Below are 15580 nucleotides of genomic sequence, written 5' to 3'. Positions count from 1 at the left end.
GGACGGCGACACCCTCGTGGAGCTGGAGATTTTGCGTCATGGCCGTCACATCTCCTGTTCTACACTGCCGATCCAATCCATCCTATTTCGGACACGCCACCGGGCATCCCCAGAGGCTCGCCGCCCGACGGCCGGGACGCCTAGGGGGTATCGCCCCACTTGCCACGAATCAGCACCGGTACAGCTTACGTTGTACAACGCCCGCCGCCTCGTCGGGGTGCGCGCCGCTTTGCGAAAACATCACCGGGCGCGTCAACCTTCCCGCGCGGTACGACAGTTCACGGATCCGTGACGTTCAGTCCGCGCGGGCGCCGGAGACGACCATGGCGAGGGTGGACTCGACGACGTCCGCCCGGCGCCGCTCCGGGAGGCGGCGCAACGGGCCGTCGAGCAGCAGGAGCGACAGTCCGTGCACGGCCGACCACGCGGCGGCCTCGGCGGCGGGCCGGGCCTGTCGCGGGATGCGGCCGACCCGGGCGAGGGCCCGCAGGGCGTCCGTGAGCAGCGTGAACGCCCGCATCTCGGGCTCGGGCTCGGGTGCCCGCCCCGCGGGCATCCACTCCTCGCCGCAGGGCGGCCGAGGGGTGCAGAACGCGGCCCGGTAGAGGCCGGGCTGATCCAGGGCGAAGCCCACATAGCCGCGGCCGAGCGCGGCGAGGCGCAGCTCGGCGGCGACGGTGGCGTCGTCGGCCCCGGGGGCCCGGTCGGCGGCGCGCTCCATGGACTCGGCGAGCGCGCGCTGGGCGTGGATCTTGACGGCCCTGAGGAGCTCCCCGCGGCCGTCGAAGTGCCGGTAGGCCGCGGTGGGCGAGACGCCGACCCGGCGGGCCGCCTCCCGCAGGACGACGCGGTCGGGACCGCCTTCGGTGGCCAGGTCGACGGCGGCGCAGATCAGCGCGTTGCGCAGATCGCCGTGGTGGTAGGACTTTCCCCCCGAGAACGCTGCCATGCGCTCATCCTGCCCGATGTTGACCGCATGAACATTCCAGGCGGGGGGCGCGACGCGCCGCGGAGAACGCGAAGGCCCCCGCCGGTCCGGCAGGGGCCCCGCGACGCGGTGGCGGGACTACTTCCCGGTCTCGCGCTCGTACGCCTTGATGACCTCGTCCGTGGGCCCGTCCATCAGCAGCTCGCCCTTCTCCAGCCACAGCACGCGGTCGCAGGTGTCCCTGATCGACTTGTTGCTGTGACTGACGAGGAAGACCGTGCCGGCCTCCTTGCGGAGCTCGCGGATGCGCTCCTCGGAGCGGATCTGGAACCGGCGGTCGCCGGTCGCGAGCGCCTCGTCGATCATGAGCACGTCGTGGTTCTTGGCCGCCGCGATGGCGAACCGGAGCCGCGCACCCATGCCGGAGGAGTACGTACGCATCGGGAGACTGATGAAGTCACCCTTCTCGTTGATGCCCGAGAAGTCGACGATCCCCTGGTAGCGCTCGCGGATCTCTTCCTTGCTCATTCCCATGGCAAGGCCGCCGAGTATCACGTTGCGCTCGCCGGTCAGGTCGTTCATCAGCGCCGCGTTGACGCCGAGGAGCGAGGGCTGGCCGTCGGTGTACACCTTGCCGCTCTCCGTGGGGAGCAGCCCCGCGATGGCGCGCAGCAGGGTCGACTTGCCCGAGCCGTTGCTGCCGATGACGCCGATGGCCTCGCCGCGGTACGCGGTGAAGGAGACGCCTCGTACGGCATGCACCTTGCGGACGCCCCGGGAGACCTCGGCCTTGCCGCGGCCGAGGATCCGGCTGAGCGCCGCCGTGGCGCTGCCCTTGCCGCCGCCACCGGTGTTGACCCGGTAGACGATGTGGACGTCGTCGGCGATGACGGTGGGAACGCGTCCCTGGTCGATGTCAGCCACGGCCGTACCTCTCCTCGGCCTTCCAGAAGTAGACGAAGCCGCCGAGACCCATCGCCACGGCCCAGCCCAGCGCGGCGATCCACACGTGCGACGGCAGGTTGCCGGAGCCGTAGCCGTCGATCAGGGCGAACCGGATCAGGTCCATGTAGATGGCCGCCGGGTTGTACATGAGGACGTCGGCGATCCAGGCCGGCTTGTCCGCGAGCATCACCGGGATCGAGAACATCACGCCGGACGCATACATCCAGGTGCGCATGATGAACGGCATCAGCTGGGCGAGGTCGGGCGTCTTGGCGCCCATCCTCGCCATGATCATGGCGAGCCCCACGTTGAACACGAACTGCAGGAGCAGCGCCGGGACCAGGAGGAGCCAGCTCAGCGACGGGTAGCTGCCGAAGGCGATCGCGACGGCCGCCAGCACGATCATGGAGAACAGCAGCTGCTGGAGCTGCTGGAGCGCGAAGGAGATGGGCAGCGTGGCGCGCGGGAAGTGCAGCGCCCGGACGAGTCCGAGGTTGCCGGAGATCGCCCGCACGCCCGCCATCACCGAGCTCTGCGTGAAGGTGAACACGAAGATCCCGGTCACCAGGAAGGGGATGTAGACCGAGGTCGTCATGCCCTGGCCGGCGTCCAGGATCAGCCCGAAGATCAGGTAGTAGACCATCGCGTTGAGCAGCGGGGTCGCCACCTGCCACAGCTGGCCGAGCTTCGCCTGGCTGTACTGCGCCGTCAGCTTCGCCTGGGAGAAGGCCAGGATGAAGTGGCGCCGCCCCCACAGCTGACGGACGTACTCCAGGATGCCGGGCCGGGCGCCACTGACCGCGAGACCGTACTTGGCCGCCAGTTCGGCCGGGGTCAGGCCGTCATCGGCAGAGGGCGGGGCGCTCGTCGCGACCGCACCGTCGTGGGTTGTGTCACTCACAAGTCGAAACTTTCGTATCCAGATGCGCGGCAAGTCGGGTACCACGTTGTCACACGACGGGCGGGCGTCCCAGTCGGGTCAGCCGCCACACCGTACGCCATTTCATGGGCCGTCGCGGTCCGCACGGAACGCGCCAGCCTTCCCGGAATCCGCCGATCCACGCCTTGAGGGCGGGGAGGGAGGGGCGCCGCGCCAGAGTCAGCAGCAGCCAGACACCGAGATAGACCGGAACGAGGGGTGCGGGGAGATTGCGCCGAGCCAGCCACACCCGGTTGCGGGCCACGTTGAAGTGGTAGGACGCGTGCCGGGAGGGTGGTGTGGTGGGGTGCAGCAGCACCATGTCGGAACGGTAGTCGATCATCCAGTCGGCGTCGAGCGCCCGCCAGGCGAGATCGGTCTCCTCATGGGCGTAGAAGAACTCGCCCGGCAGATCGCCGACTTCGGCGAGGACCTTCGTACGGACCGCGTTGGCGCCGCCGAGGAAGGTGGTCACGCGCGAGGACCGCATCGGGTCGGCCGCGCGCAGCCGCGGGACGTGCCGGCGCTGGGTGAGGCCCGTCTCGGGATCCGCGATCCGGAAGCTGATGATGCCGAGCCGGGGATCGGCGGTGAACGCCTGGCGGACCAGTTCGGCGGTGTCCTCGTAGGCGAGCAGACCGTCGTCGTCCAGGAAGAGCAGTGCGTCGACGGGGCCGCAGGGTCCACCGGGCCCGAAGGCCTCGATGCCGACGTTGCGGCCGCCGGGGATGCCCAGGTTCTCGGGCAGGTCGATGGTGTGGACGCCGTCGGGCACGCCCGTCACGGGGGCGCCGTTGCCGACCACGACGACCTCGACCGGGTCGCCCTCCTGCTTGGCGACCGAGTCGAGGAGCGCGCGCAGATCGTCGGGGCGGTTGCCCATGGTGATGATGACGGCGCCCAGCTTCATCCGCGTACTCACGCTTGTCCTCACTTCAGCCGGCTCGACGCCAGGATCGACACCAGGTGCAGCAGCGTCTGCAGGAGCGCGATGCCGGCCAGCACGGCGACACCCAGCCGCGAGAAGAACAGGTCTCCCCTGACCGAGTCCACGATCGCGAGGACCAGGATCAGCAGGGAGGCCTCGATGCCGAGGACCAGCCGGTGGAACTTCAGCGCGGCGGCGGCCCTGCGGGCCAGCGCCATGCCGGACGAGCGCGGCTCGGACGCCGCCTCCTTGACCGGCGGCAGCCCGCCCTGGTGCCGGGCGACGCCGACCAGGTCGGTCTCGGCCTTGATCAGGATGGCGCCGAGGGCGGCGAGGGTGCCGAGGAAGGCCCACAGCCAGTCGATCCGCCCGGAGCCCCACAGGTCGGCGGCGCGCAGGCCGAAACCGACGAGGACCGCCGCGTCGCAGAGGTAGGCGCCGACCCGGTCGAGGTACACGCCGCCGAGCGAGAACTGCTGCTTCCAGCGGGCCACCTCACCGTCGACGCAGTCGAGCAGCAGGTAGAGCTGGACCATGAGCACACCGAGCACGGCGCCCCAGATCCCCGGGATCAGCAGTGCCGGGGCGGCGAGGACGCCCGCCAGCGTCATCACGTACGTGAGCTGGTTCGGCGTGATCCGGGTCTTCACCAGGTGCCGGGTGATCCGCAGCGAGATCTCCCGCATGTACAGGCGGCCCGCCCAGTGTTCGCCGCTCCGCCGGTCCTTCACACCCGCGGGGTGAACGACCGGGCGGAGCTCAGCTACCGATGGCTTTGGCATAGTCGGCGTACGCGTCCCTGATCTGGTCGGTGGACAGGTCGAGGTGCTCGAGGATGGTGTAGCGGCCGGGACGGGTCTGCGGCGCGAAGGTGACGGCCTCGACGAACTCGTCGACGCTGAAGCCCATCTCGCCGGGCGTCACGGGCAGGCCGTGCCGGCGCAGCGTCTCGACCATCCCCAGCGAGCCGTCCGCGGCACCGCGCAGGTGCATCGCGAAGGCCGCGCCCAGTCCGCACTGCTCGCCGTGGCTGGCGGCGCGCTCGGGGAAGAGCAGGTCGAAGGCGTGGCTGATCTCGTGGCAGGCGCCCGAGGAGGGCCGGCTGTCGCCGCTGATCGACATGGCGATCCCGGACATCACCAGCCCCTCGGAGAGGGTGACGAGGAAGTCGTCGTCCCCGACGCCGCCGGGGTGGCGGAGCACCGCCTCGCCGGCGCTGCGCGCCATCGCCGCGGCCAGGCCGTCGACCGGCTCGCCCGTCTCCCGGTGCGAGAGCTCCCAGTCCGCGATGGCGGACAGGTTGGAGATCGCGTCACCGATGCCGGAGCGGACGAAGCGCACCGGGGCGTCCCGGATCACGTCGAGGTCGATGACCAGCGCGATCGGGGTCGGCACACCGTAGGAGCCGCGCCCGTTGTCGTTGTCCAGGGTGGAGATCGGCGAGCAGATGCCGTCGTGCGACAGGTTCGTGGCGATGGCGACCAGTGGCAGGCCGACCCGGGCCGCCGCGTACTTGGTCACATCGATGATCTTGCCGCCACCGAGGGCCACCACGGCGTCGTACCGCTTGCCGCGCATGGCGTCGGCGAGCTTGACCGCCGCGTCGATGGTGCCGCCCTCGACCGGGTACCAGTCGGCTCCGGGCAGCTCGGGCGCGAAGCGGTCACGCAGCTTCAGTCCCGAGCCACCGCTGATCGCGACGGCGATCCGGCCGTTGCTGGAGATCCGCTGGTCCGCGAGGAGCGCGGACAGGTCGTCCAGCGCTCCCCGGCGGATGTCGACGACGACCGGCGAGGGGATCAGCCGGGTCAGTACTGGCACGCGATCTCACGGCCCTTCGCGAGGTCGTCGTGGTTGTCGATCTCGACCCACTTGACGTCGCCGATGGGCTCCACGTCGATCGTGAAGCCGTCGTCGACGAGCTTCTGGTAGCCGTCCTCGTAGTAGAGGTCGGGGTCGCGCTCGAAGGTGGCCTTCAGGGCGTCGGCGAGCGCCTCGGCGGCCTCGGGCTCGATGAGCGTGACACCGATGTACTCGCCGGTGGCGGTGGCCGGGTCCATGAGCTTGGTGATCCTCTGGACGCCCTTGCCCTCGGCCGTGATGACCTTCATCTCCTCGTCGGCGAGGTTCTTCACCGTGTCGAGGGCGAGGATGATCTTCTGACCGTCGCCGCGGGCGGCGAGCAGGGTCTTCTCGACGGAGACCGGGTGGACGGTGTCGCCGTTGGCGAGGATCACACCGCGCTTGAGGACCTCACGGGCGCACCACAGGGAGTAGGCGTTGTTCCACTCCTCGGCCTTGTCGTTGTCGATCAGCGTGATCGACAGGCCGTACTGGGCCTCCAGGGCCTCCTTGCGCGCGTACACGGCCTCCTTGCGGTAGCCGACGACGATGGCGACCTCGGTGAGGCCGACCTCCGCGAAGTTCTTCAGCGTGAGGTCCAGGACGGTGGTGTCACCGTCGACAGGCACGAGGGCCTTCGGAAGCGTGTCGGTGTAGGGGCGCAGACGCCTTCCGGCACCGGCTGCCAGTACGAGGCCAATCATGCTGTTTCTCCTTCGTCATGTACGGCGGGTGCTCCGGAGGACACCCAGAAGCGGATGGACTCCACGAGCACCACGAGCGCGACGGTGACCGCCAGGGCGGTGAGCGCCAGGGTGAAGTCGTTGCCACGGCTCGCCAGCAGGGCGGCGAGGACGGTCACCAGCAACGTGCGGCCCTCGTGACCGCCGATCGTGCGCACCAGCCACGCGGGCGGCGCGCCGGTGCCACCGCGGATGCGGTACACCGTGTCGTAGTGATGGTAGGCGACGGCGGCCACCAGTCCGTAGGCCGCGGGCAAGGCCCCGTTCACCTCGGAGCGGGCCGCGAGGATCAGGATGGTGCCGTACTCGGCGGCCCGGAAGAGCGGCGGGAGCAGCCAGTCGAGGGCGCCCTTCAGCGGCTCCGCGACCACGCTGCCGCTGATGACGACGTACAGGACGGCCGCGAAGACGACGATCTTGCTGCCGAAGGGTTCGATCAGCGCCGTGGCGAGGAGGAATGCGACGCCGATCACGGCGAAGGCCAGCCGGAACGGCTGCCGCTTCGTCGCCCGGGCGACGAGCTCGGCGAGCGGCCCGGAGTCGGCCAGGTCGGCGAGGGCCTGCGCGGCCCGGTCCGTCCGCTTCGCCTTGCGGGTCAGCGAGCGCAGCACACGGCCGGCGGTGGTGTAGCAGGCCCCGAAGGCGCAGCCGATGATCAGGGCCCAGAAGACGATCCGCGGGGTGGTGACGGCGGTGAGGACCGCGATCATGGCCCAGCGCTCACCGATCGGCAGGATGATCATCCGGCGGACCCAGACGGTCCAGCCGACGCTGTCCAGGCGGTTGGAGAGGGCCGCGGTGGGGCTCGTGTTGGCCGTCGCGTCGTGGTTGGCCTCGTTGAACGAGAAGTCCACGACGTGGCGGCAGGTCATCAGGACCATCGCGCCCAGCGCGAGCGCCCACACGTCGTCGCCGTTCCGCGCGGCCCCGAGGGCGAGGCCCGCGTAGAAGGCGTACTCCTTGGCGCGGTCGAAGGTGGCGTCGAGCCAGGCGCCCATCGTCGAGTACTGCAGGGAGTAGCGGGCGAGCTGCCCGTCGGTGCAGTCCAGGACGAAGGAGACCAGGAGCAGGACGCCGGCGGCGATGTAGCCGCCGCGCTCGCCCGTGGCGGCGCAGCCGGCCGCGATCAGGGCCGTGAGCAGCGAGGCGGTGGTGACCTGGTTGGGGGTCAGTCCGCGCCGCGCGCACCAGCGGGCGATGTAGCGCGAGTACGGGCTGATGAAGAAGGTGGTGAAGAAGCCGTCGTGGGCCTTCACCGCGGAGCGGAGCCGTACGGCCTCGTCGTCGACGTCCGCGACGGCGCCGCGGGCCGTGTGCCGGCTCTCCGCGTCGGCCGGCACGGCGGCCACGAGCGAGCCGAGCTCGGGGCGGTGCACGGCGACGCCGTCGGCGTCGAGCGCGGCGGCGAGGGTGTCGGGCAGCACCTCGCCCTCGGCGACGACGGGCCCGTGGTCGGCGCCCGGCACCGGCGCGGACACGTCGGTCAGCGCGCGGGCGAGGGCCGGCCGGACCTCGCTCTGCGCGGTGAGCGCGCCGGGTACGGCGGAGGCGGGGAAGCGGGGGTCGGTGAGGCCGAGCCGCAGCGCGTGGAGGTGTCCGACGAAGCGGGGGTCGACGACGGCGACCCGCTCGTCGGCCGGTACGGCGGCGAGCAGTGCGCCGGCGTCACGCGGGTCGGAGGCGACCTTGACGTCGAAGCCCAGCGACCGCAGATCGCCGTCGAGCGACGATCCGGGTACCGGCGGACCGGTGAGGATGGCGGTCGACAGGACGAACTCACTCCTTGGAGCTGACGGGCGGGCCGGCGGGGCCCATGACACGGCCCCGGGCACGGCGGTACGGCCCGGCATCGGGCGGCAGCACGTCGGCTGAGGCTATCGGATGAACGAAAGCGGGAGTTCATCGAGGCTTTGCGGTGCGGACTCCCCCGGGCCCACTCGAATCCTCGCGAGCGCGCCCCGTCCTGCGGAGATCATCATGGGCGATCGACACCCCGCCCCACAAACCGCGCTCAGGGGCCGCCCGAAGCGGCTGCCGCACCCCGCCCCGAGGCGCGCACATAACCGCAGGTCAGACGATATGACAACGGTGTTCAGTACCGTGTTGCACATACCCCCCACCCGTAGTTCACTTGCGACTCGGGGCAACAAGACGACACGACCGGGAGGCCTTGTCATGGGGGCTGGACACGACCACGGACACAGTCACGGCGGACCGCCGCCCACGGGGACCGCGGCCGCGGCCTACCGGGGCCGGCTGCGGATCGCGCTGGCGATCACACTGTCCGTGATGGTGATCGAGATCGTCGGCGGCATCGCCTCGAACTCGCTGGCGCTGATCGCCGACGCGGCCCACATGGCGACCGACGCGGTCGGCCTGGCGATGGCGCTGCTCGCGATCCACTTCGCCAACCGGCCGCCCACCGAGAACCGCACCTTCGGCTTCGCCCGGGCCGAGATCCTGGCCGCGCTGGCCAACTGTCTGCTGCTGCTCGGCGTCGGCGGCTACGTGCTCTACGAGGCGATCCAGCGGTTCATCGAGCCGGCCGAGACCAGGGGCGGCATGGTCATCGCGTTCGCGCTGATCGGCCTGGTCGCCAACATGATCTCGCTCTCACTCCTCGTCCGGGGCCAGAAGGAGAGCCTGAACGTACGCGGCGCCTATCTGGAGGTCCTCGCCGACGCCCTGGGTTCGGTGACGGTGCTGATCTCGGCGGGCATCATCCTCGCGACCGGCTGGCAGTACGCGGACCCGATCGCCTCGATCCTGATCGGTCTGATGATCGTGCCGCGCACGGTCAAGCTGCTGCGCGAGACCCTCGACGTCCTCCTGGAGTCCGCCCCCAAGGGCGTCGACATGGCGGAGGTACGCGCACACATCCTGGCGCTGCCGGGCGTCGAGGACGTCCACGATCTGCATGCCTGGACGATCACCTCGGGGATGCCGGTGCTCTCCGCGCACGTGGTGGTGGACCAGGCCGCGCTGGACTCGGTGGGCCACGAGAAGATGCTGCACGACCTCCAGGGCTGCCTGGGCTCGCACTTCGACGTGGAGCACTGCACCTTCCAGCTGGAGCCGGCGGGTCACGCCGAGCACGAGGCCAAGCTCTGCCTGTGATCCCGGGCGGCTGATACCGTTGATCGGCACACGTGAGGTGAGAGAGGAGCTGAGGTTGATGACCGTCGCGATGGAGGCTGCCCAGTGCGGCAGCGCCCGGTCCGGCTTCAGCTCCCGGGTCTCCGGCTGACCTGATCTCCCGGTTCTCCGAACCGGTTCGTCACGTCGTCGGCCGGGGCCCCTCACACAAGGGTTTCCCCCGTTGTCCGACAACGATCTCCACACCGCCTTCTTCGCCCTGCACCACGGTCTTCCGCGGCAGGGTCCGGGCTCCGACTCCACCACCCGTCGCCTGCTCACTTCTACCGGTCCGCTCCCCGAGCGGCCCCGCGTGCTCGATCTCGGCTGCGGCCCCGGCCGCTCCGCGCTGCTCCTGGCCGCCGAGGCCGGCGCCCAGGTGACTGCCGTGGACCTGCACGAGCCCTTCCTCGACGAGCTGCGACGGGCCGCCGAGGCCCGCGGGCTCGGCGACCGGGTCCGTACGCTCGCCGCCGACATGGGCGCGCTCCCGTTCCCCGACGGATCCTTCGATCTGGTCTGGGCCGAGAGCTCGGCCTACGCGATCGGCTTCGACACCGCGCTGCGCGAGTGGCGCCGTCTGCTGGCTCCCGGCGGGACCCTCGTCCTCACCGAGTGCGAGTGGACGGTGGACGCACCGAGCCGGGAGGCCCGCGCCTTCTGGGACACGCACTATCCGCTCCGTACCGGCGTCGCCAACACCGCGGCGGCGACCGAGGCCGGCTATCACGTCCTCGGGGTCGTCCCCCAGCCCGAGAGCGACTGGGAGGAGTACTACGGCCCGCTCTCGGCGCGGGCCGATGCCGCCGACCCGGCGGCTCCCGGCATGGCCGAGGCCCTCGCCTCGACCCGGGAGGAACTCGCCATGCGCCGTGACCACGGCGGCGAGTACGGCTACACCGGCTACGTCCTGCGGCCCGCCGATCCCCGGTGGCGCACGCGGGAGGAGACGGCCGCCGACATCCCGCGCGTACGGGAGATCAACGCGGCCGCCTTCGCCACCGCGGACGAGGCCGTGCTGGTCGACGCCCTGCGGGAGGACTCCGGCGCCTGGCTGCCCGGCCTCTCGTACGTCGCCGAGGCGCCCGACGGCACGGTGGCGGGATACGCGCTCGTCACCCGCTGCCACGTCGACGGCGCTCCGGCGGCCGCGCTCGCTCCGGTCGCCGTCGACCCGGCGTACCAGCGGGAGGGTGCCGGAGAGGCCGTGGTCCGGGCCGTGCTCGACGCCGCGCGGCGGCGCGGGGAGCGGCTCGTGCTGGTGCTCGGCCACCCGGAGTACTACCCGCGATTCGGCTTCGTACGGGCGTCTGAATATGGGATCAAGCCAGGTTTCGAGGTTCCGGACGAGGCGATGATGGCGCTGGTCCTCGACGGTTCCGGCCCGGTCACCCGGGGCATGATCCATTATCCGACGGCCTTCGGCGTCTGACGCGTCGCCCGCTCCCGCCGCACCGGCTGTACTCCGGTGTGGTGGGAGCGGGCCATGTCCGGCCTCCGAAGTACGGACAAGCCGCTTTTGTGCGGCAGACTGAGGGGGCCCCACCGGGCCGAGGACCGATGCGAAGGATGGGTATGCCGACCACACCAGCCACCGCGGCACACAGCTCGCCGAACGGCGTCTCTTCGGGCGGCGTCCCGGCGTCGATCATGCTCGAGCTGGTCGACGAGGACGGCACCACCATCGGCACGGCCGAGAAGCTCGCGGCGCACCAGGCGCCCGGGCAGCTGCACCGCGCCTTCTCCGTCTTCCTGTTCGACGAGTCCGGCCGGCTGCTGCTCCAGCGCCGCGCGCTGGGCAAGTACCACTCCCCCGGTGTCTGGTCGAACACCTGCTGCGGCCACCCGTACCCGGGCGAGGCGCCGTTCGCGGCCGCCGCCCGGCGCACCTACGAGGAGCTGGGCATCTCGCCCTCGCTGCTCGCCGAGGCGGGCACCGTCCGCTACAACCACCCGGACCCCGCGTCGGGCCTGGTGGAGCAGGAGTACAACCACCTCTTCGTCGGCATGGTGCAGGCCGATCTGCGTCCGGACCCGGAGGAGGTCGAGGAGACCGCCTTCGTGACGGCGGAGGAGCTCGCGGAGCGGCATGCGACCGCGCCGTTCTCCGCCTGGTTCATGACGGTCCTGGACGCGGCCCGTCCGGCCGTCAGGGAGCTGACGGGTCCGTCCTTGGGCTGGTGATCCCGGGCAGGATCGGGGTGCCGGGCGCCGTCGCGGGCACCCGGGATCCGATTCCCGGCGCCGCCGCGGGCCCCGGCACCTGCGGTGCGAGGGGCAGGGCGGCCCAGATGATCTTGCCGCCGCTCGCGGTGTGCTCCACGTCGCAGGCACCGCCGGACTCCAGCGCGATCTCGCGCACCAGGAGCAGCCCGCGGCCGCCCGTCTGCCCGTAGTCCGCCTCCAGCGCCTTGGGGCGGTACGGATGGTTGTCCTCGACGGACACCCGGATCCACTCCGCGCCGATCGCCACCTCCACCGCCACTTCGGGGGACAGCAACGCCGCATGCTTGACGGCGTTGGTGACCAGCTCCGAGACGATCAGGAGCAGGCCCTGGACCGTGTCGTCGTGAGCCGGTACCCCTTGACGGATCAACAGGTCCCGAACGGCATGCCGGGCCTGCGGAACGGAGACGTCGACCGCGGGAGCGGTGAAGCGCCAGACCCCTTCGTAGGACGGTGGCCGTGCGGGGACGCTCCCGCGGCTCTCCATAGTCCGGCTCCCACCCTCGTGCTCGATTGTCGCCACGGGATCGAGTCTTGGTAATCCGTAGGTCCGGACCGGCCTACTGACCAGAAGTCGACACTTATCGACCGACTTCTGATCGGGTGAGTATGCCAACGTCAGTTGTTCGACTGCTCCTGATCTTCTTCTGACGGCTTAGGGGGCATCTCCTCCGCGGCGGGCGGAGACGTCCGCGGAGAGGCATGCGCCGGGGCCTGCGAAGAGGCCGCCTCGGGCGCGACCATACCGACGATCCGTCGGCCTCCGACACCGATGGCGATCAGGCCGAGACCGTCGAAGAGCAGGGCGAGCGAGAAGAAGACCCCGAGGACGTAGCGGCTGCTGTCGGGCCAGTCGAAGAGCACCAGCAGCCCGAGCAGGAGCCCGAAGGCCCCCTGGAGCAGCGTCCAGCCCATCTGCGGACCGCGCACCACCACACTGCCCACCAACCGGAACACCCCGCCGGTCAGGAAGAGCAGCGCCGCGAACATGGTCAGCGCCTCGGCCGAGCCCTCCGGATGACGGATGACGACCACGCCGGCCGCGATGTTCAGGGCGGCCACCACCACGGCCAGCCAGAAGTAGCTGGTGCCACGGGACTCGATGGCATGCAGCAGACCCACGACACCGCCGATGAGCAGGAGCCAGCCGAAGAGGAGCATCGAGGTGAGCGTGGCGAGGCCGGTGTAGAACAGACCGACGATCCCGGCGATGACGAGCAGGAAACCGAGGAAGGTGAGCCAGCCGAAACCACGGCGCAGCTTCCTGCCCTCGCGTACGGCGTCGTGGGAACCCTGGGCCATGCGGCGCCTCCTCCTCGCACCCCCTTCTTGATCGTACGGTCGGGGTGCCCGGATAGCATCCGGCGCATGGAGCCGCAGCTGAGTGTCAGCGTCGTCGACGGGGTCGCCACCGTCGTCATCTCGAACCCCGCCAAGCGCAACGCGATGACGGCCGCGATGTGGCGGTCCCTGCCGGGGCTGCTCGCCCCGCTCGCGACCGACCCCGGGGTCCGCGTCCTGGTCCTCACCGGTCAGGGCGAGACCTTCTGCGCCGGCGCGGACATCTCGACGCTGCGGGAGCCGGGCGACGAGCAGCAGTCGCTCGCGGTACGGGCCGAGGAGGCGCTCGCCGCCTTCCCGAAGCCGACGCTCGCCGCCGTCCGCGGCTACTGCGTGGGCGGCGGCTGCCAGCTCGCAGCCGCCTGCGACCTGCGGTTCGCGGAGGAAGGCGCGCGGTTCGGAGTCACCCCGTCGAAGCTCGGCATCGTCTATCCGTCCTCCTCGACGCGTCGGCTGGCCTCGCTGGTGGGGCCCTCGGCCGCCAAGTACCTGCTCTTCTCGGGTGAGTTGATCGAAGCGGAGCGGGCGCTGCGCTCCGGCCTGGTGGACGAGGTGCTCCCGGCCGGCGAACTGGACAAGCGGGTGGGCGAGTTCACCCGCGTCCTGGCCTCGCGCTCCCTGCTGACGCAGGCGGCCGCGAAGGAGTTCGCCGACGGCCGCACCGACCGGGACGCGCACTGGGCGGAGGAGGCGCGCGGCAGCGGCGACACCGCGGAGGGGGTCGCCGCCTTCCTGGAGCGCCGCGCGCCCCGCTTCACGTACGGGGTCTGAGGCTTTGCCGTACGGGGTCACCGCACGGCGTCGCGGCCTCCGCCGGCTCCGCCCTGGGGGAGGTCCTCCGCGGCCGTGCCCCGCCAGCGGGCGACGATCTCGGCCGGGGCCTTCTCCGGGGACCCCGCGTCGTAGGGCGGCTGCGGGTCGTACTCGGTCAGCAGCTGGATGGTCTGGGCGGTCTCGTCGCCGGCGATCCGGCCGATGAGGTGCAGCGCCATGTCGATGCCGGACGAGACCCCGGCGGCGGTGACGTACTTGCCGTCGAAGACGACCCGCTCTCCGGTGGGCTCGACGCCGGCCGCCCGAAGCTCGTCGAAGGCGAGCCAGTGGGTGGTGGCCCGGCGGCCGTCGAGCAGGCCCGCGGCGCCCAGGATCAGGGAACCCGTGCAGACGGAGGTGGTCCAGGTGCTGGTCGCGTCGGCGGTACGGAGCCAGTCGAGGATCTCCGGGTCGTTCATCGCGGCTCGCGAGTCGGGGCCTCCGGGGACCAGGACGATGTCCGGGTTCGGCACGTCCGCGAGGGACTTGTCGGCGACGAGCGCGAGGCTGCCCTGGTCGTTGCGGACGGGCCCGGCCTCCTTGGCGACGAAGACGGTCTCGGCTCCGGGGATGCGGGCGAGGAGCTCGTAGGGGCCGACGGCGTCGAGCGTGGTGAAGCGGTCGTAGAGCAGCACGGCGATCTGCATGGTGTTCCCCTCGGTGGTGGTGGTGGTGCGGCGGTCGGTTCAGTGGGAGCCGGGTCGGTGCGTCGTCGACACGGGTGCGTGGAAGCGGCGTCGGTACTCGGCCGGGGCCGTGTCGAGCGCCTTGACGAAGGCCCGGCGCATGGCTTCGGGGGTGCCGTAGCCGGCCGCCCGGGCGACCTCCTGGACCCCTACGGCCGTCTCCTCCAGGAGCCTGCGCGCGTGTTCGAGTCGGACCCGGTCCACATACCGGCCCGGAGTCGTGCCGGTCTCGGACTGGAACGCGCGGGCGAAGTGACGGGGCGACAGCCTGGCGCGGGCCGCCAGCGCCTCGACGGAGAGGTCCTCTTCGGGGTGCTCGGTGATCCACTGCTGGAGGTCCCGCAGAGGTGCCCGACGGGCGGTCTGGGCCGCCAGCTGGGCGCTGAACTGCGCCTGGTTGCCCGGGCGGCGCAGGAACACGACCAGATGGCGGGCGACGGTCAGCGCGGTGTCGCGGCCGAGGTCCTCCTCGACCAGCGCGAGGGCGAGGTCGATGCCCGCGGTCACGCCGGCGGAGGTGGAGATCCTGCCGTCGCGGACGAAGATGGGCTCCGCCTCCACCTCGACCTCGGGGTAGCAGCGGGCGAGGTGGTCGCAGGCGACCCAGTGGGTGGTGGCCCGGTGGCCGTCGAGGAGCCCGGCCTCGGCGAGCAGCAGGGCACCGGTGCAGACGGAGACCAGGCGCTCGGCGTGCGGGGCGTTCTCACGCAGCCAGTCGATCAGCCGGGGGTCGGCGTGGCGGGTGCCCTCGCCGCCGGGGACGAGCAGGGTGTGCGGGCGGTCCGCTTCGGCGAGCGTCGTGTCCGGGAGCATCCGCAGGCCGCTCTGGGTGCGGACCGGACCCCCGTCGAGCGAGGCGGTCCGGATCGGGTAGGCGGCGTCACCGCCGGCGGCGCGTCCGGCCCCGGCGAACACCTCCACCGGTCCGGTGACATCCAGGCTCTGCACGTCGTCGAAGAGGACGACGAGCACGGGTCGCTTCGTCATGTGTTCCATCCTTGGCAGGGCGCGGGATGTCCGCAATGACGAAGACCCCACCTTTCCTGCCATGACCGCGGGCGAGCGCGGCCGCCC

The 15580-nt window shown here is 71.2% G+C and carries 16 protein-coding genes; 4 read left to right on the top strand and 12 right to left on the bottom strand.

Features of this window, described 5'->3' with window-relative positions; all coding sequences use genetic code 11:
* Positions 1-295 precede the first annotated feature (295 nt).
* The 8 genes from ACFVZW_RS02650 to ACFVZW_RS02615 all read right to left on the bottom strand — a co-directional run bounded on the left by ACFVZW_RS02650 (position 296) and on the right by ACFVZW_RS02615 (position 8074).
* On the bottom strand, positions 296-949 hold the full coding sequence (locus tag ACFVZW_RS02650) for a TetR/AcrR family transcriptional regulator (RefSeq protein ID WP_384515671.1): 654 nt from the start codon (positions 947-949) through the stop codon (positions 296-298).
* A gap of 117 nt (positions 950-1066) precedes the next feature.
* Positions 1067-1852: an ABC transporter ATP-binding protein gene (locus ACFVZW_RS02645; RefSeq protein ID WP_384515669.1), complete on the bottom strand. Its 786-nt coding sequence runs from the start codon at positions 1850-1852 to the stop codon at positions 1067-1069.
* Complete coding sequence (locus ACFVZW_RS02640) at positions 1845-2774, bottom strand: ABC transporter permease (protein WP_384515666.1); 930 nt, start codon at positions 2772-2774, stop codon at positions 1845-1847. The genes ACFVZW_RS02645 and ACFVZW_RS02640 overlap by 8 nt, the downstream gene beginning before the upstream one ends.
* A gap of 49 nt (positions 2775-2823) precedes the next feature.
* Complete coding sequence (locus ACFVZW_RS02635) at positions 2824-3702, bottom strand: glycosyltransferase family 2 protein (RefSeq protein WP_384516026.1); 879 nt, start codon at positions 3700-3702, stop codon at positions 2824-2826.
* A gap of 20 nt (positions 3703-3722) precedes the next feature.
* A complete protein-coding gene (locus ACFVZW_RS02630) occupies positions 3723-4502 on the bottom strand; it encodes a CDP-alcohol phosphatidyltransferase family protein (RefSeq protein WP_384515663.1) in 780 nt (259 codons plus the stop codon).
* Positions 4480-5541: an iron-containing alcohol dehydrogenase family protein gene (locus ACFVZW_RS02625; protein WP_384515660.1), complete on the bottom strand. Its 1062-nt coding sequence runs from the start codon at positions 5539-5541 to the stop codon at positions 4480-4482. Before ACFVZW_RS02625 ends, ACFVZW_RS02630 begins: the two co-directional genes overlap by 23 nt.
* A complete protein-coding gene (locus tag ACFVZW_RS02620; RefSeq protein WP_384515657.1) occupies positions 5529-6266 on the bottom strand; it encodes a sugar phosphate nucleotidyltransferase in 738 nt (245 codons plus the stop codon). The genes ACFVZW_RS02625 and ACFVZW_RS02620 overlap by 13 nt, the downstream gene beginning before the upstream one ends.
* Positions 6263-8074, bottom strand: a complete 1812-nt coding sequence (locus tag ACFVZW_RS02615; RefSeq protein WP_384516023.1) for a DUF5941 domain-containing protein — start codon at positions 8072-8074, stop codon at positions 6263-6265. The genes ACFVZW_RS02620 and ACFVZW_RS02615 overlap by 4 nt, the downstream gene beginning before the upstream one ends.
* A gap of 406 nt (positions 8075-8480) precedes the next feature.
* Between ACFVZW_RS02615 and ACFVZW_RS02610 the strand changes: the two genes are divergently transcribed.
* The 3 genes from ACFVZW_RS02610 to idi all read left to right on the top strand — a co-directional run bounded on the left by ACFVZW_RS02610 (position 8481) and on the right by idi (position 11624).
* The gene (locus ACFVZW_RS02610; protein WP_384515654.1) at positions 8481-9422 is read left to right on the top strand and encodes a cation diffusion facilitator family transporter; all 942 of its coding nucleotides are present in this window, start codon (positions 8481-8483) and stop codon (positions 9420-9422) included.
* A 202-nt stretch (positions 9423-9624) separates the two neighbouring features.
* Complete coding sequence (locus tag ACFVZW_RS02605) at positions 9625-10872, top strand: GNAT family N-acetyltransferase (RefSeq protein ID WP_384515652.1); 1248 nt, start codon at positions 9625-9627, stop codon at positions 10870-10872.
* A 143-nt stretch (positions 10873-11015) separates the two neighbouring features.
* Positions 11016-11624, top strand: a complete 609-nt coding sequence (gene idi / locus ACFVZW_RS02600; protein ID WP_384515649.1) for an isopentenyl-diphosphate Delta-isomerase — start codon at positions 11016-11018, stop codon at positions 11622-11624.
* Here idi and ACFVZW_RS02595 read toward each other — a convergent pair.
* A complete protein-coding gene (locus ACFVZW_RS02595; RefSeq protein ID WP_384515646.1) occupies positions 11590-12153 on the bottom strand; it encodes an ATP-binding protein in 564 nt (187 codons plus the stop codon). The genes idi and ACFVZW_RS02595 overlap by 35 nt on opposite strands.
* Positions 12154-12284: 131 nt before the next feature.
* Positions 12285-12968, bottom strand: coding sequence for an HdeD family acid-resistance protein (locus ACFVZW_RS02590; RefSeq protein ID WP_384515643.1), 684 nt, complete (start codon positions 12966-12968; stop codon positions 12285-12287).
* 66 nt (positions 12969-13034) lie between these two features.
* Between ACFVZW_RS02590 and ACFVZW_RS02585 the strand changes: the two genes are divergently transcribed.
* Positions 13035-13778 (top strand): enoyl-CoA hydratase/isomerase family protein, encoded by a 744-nt coding sequence (locus tag ACFVZW_RS02585; protein ID WP_384515640.1) that lies wholly within the window; start codon positions 13035-13037, stop codon positions 13776-13778.
* Positions 13779-13795: 17 nt separating this feature from the next.
* On the opposite strand, the gene ACFVZW_RS02580 is transcribed toward ACFVZW_RS02585, so the two are convergent.
* Together ACFVZW_RS02580 and ACFVZW_RS02575 are read right to left on the bottom strand one after the other, a co-directional pair.
* Positions 13796-14467: a DJ-1/PfpI family protein gene (locus tag ACFVZW_RS02580; RefSeq protein WP_384515638.1), complete on the bottom strand. Its 672-nt coding sequence runs from the start codon at positions 14465-14467 to the stop codon at positions 13796-13798.
* Positions 14468-14506: 39 nt separating this feature from the next.
* A complete protein-coding gene (locus ACFVZW_RS02575; protein ID WP_384515635.1) occupies positions 14507-15493 on the bottom strand; it encodes a GlxA family transcriptional regulator in 987 nt (328 codons plus the stop codon).
* Between the last annotated feature and the right edge of the window lie 87 nt (positions 15494-15580).

It is taken from the genome of Streptomyces sp. NPDC059567 (genome assembly GCF_042735655.1).
In the GTDB taxonomy this organism is placed as follows: Bacteria; Actinomycetota; Actinomycetes; order Streptomycetales; family Streptomycetaceae; genus Streptomyces.
This window is presented reverse-complemented; position numbering and strand designations above follow the sequence as displayed.

Excerpts from the sequence above, each read along its gene's own strand:
- ACFVZW_RS02650 (WP_384515671.1), bottom strand. The coding sequence starts at position 949 with ATGGCAGCGTTCTCGGGGGGAAAGTCCTACCACCACGGCGATCTGCGC.
- ACFVZW_RS02635 (WP_384516026.1), bottom strand. The coding sequence starts at position 3,702 with ATGAAGCTGGGCGCCGTCATCATCACCATGGGCAACCGCCCCGACGAT.
- ACFVZW_RS02630 (WP_384515663.1), bottom strand. The coding sequence starts at position 4,502 with ATGCCAAAGCCATCGGTAGCTGAGCTCCGCCCGGTCGTTCACCCCGCG.
- ACFVZW_RS02620 (WP_384515657.1), bottom strand. The coding sequence starts at position 6,266 with ATGATTGGCCTCGTACTGGCAGCCGGTGCCGGAAGGCGTCTGCGCCCC.
- ACFVZW_RS02610 (WP_384515654.1), top strand. The coding sequence starts at position 8,481 with ATGGGGGCTGGACACGACCACGGACACAGTCACGGCGGACCGCCGCCC.
- idi (WP_384515649.1), top strand. The coding sequence starts at position 11,016 with ATGCCGACCACACCAGCCACCGCGGCACACAGCTCGCCGAACGGCGTC.
- ACFVZW_RS02595 (WP_384515646.1), bottom strand. The coding sequence starts at position 12,153 with ATGGAGAGCCGCGGGAGCGTCCCCGCACGGCCACCGTCCTACGAAGGG.
- ACFVZW_RS02590 (WP_384515643.1), bottom strand. The coding sequence starts at position 12,968 with ATGGCCCAGGGTTCCCACGACGCCGTACGCGAGGGCAGGAAGCTGCGC.
- ACFVZW_RS02585 (WP_384515640.1), top strand. The coding sequence starts at position 13,035 with ATGGAGCCGCAGCTGAGTGTCAGCGTCGTCGACGGGGTCGCCACCGTC.
- ACFVZW_RS02580 (WP_384515638.1), bottom strand. The coding sequence starts at position 14,467 with ATGCAGATCGCCGTGCTGCTCTACGACCGCTTCACCACGCTCGACGCC.
- ACFVZW_RS02575 (WP_384515635.1), bottom strand. The coding sequence starts at position 15,493 with ATGACGAAGCGACCCGTGCTCGTCGTCCTCTTCGACGACGTGCAGAGC.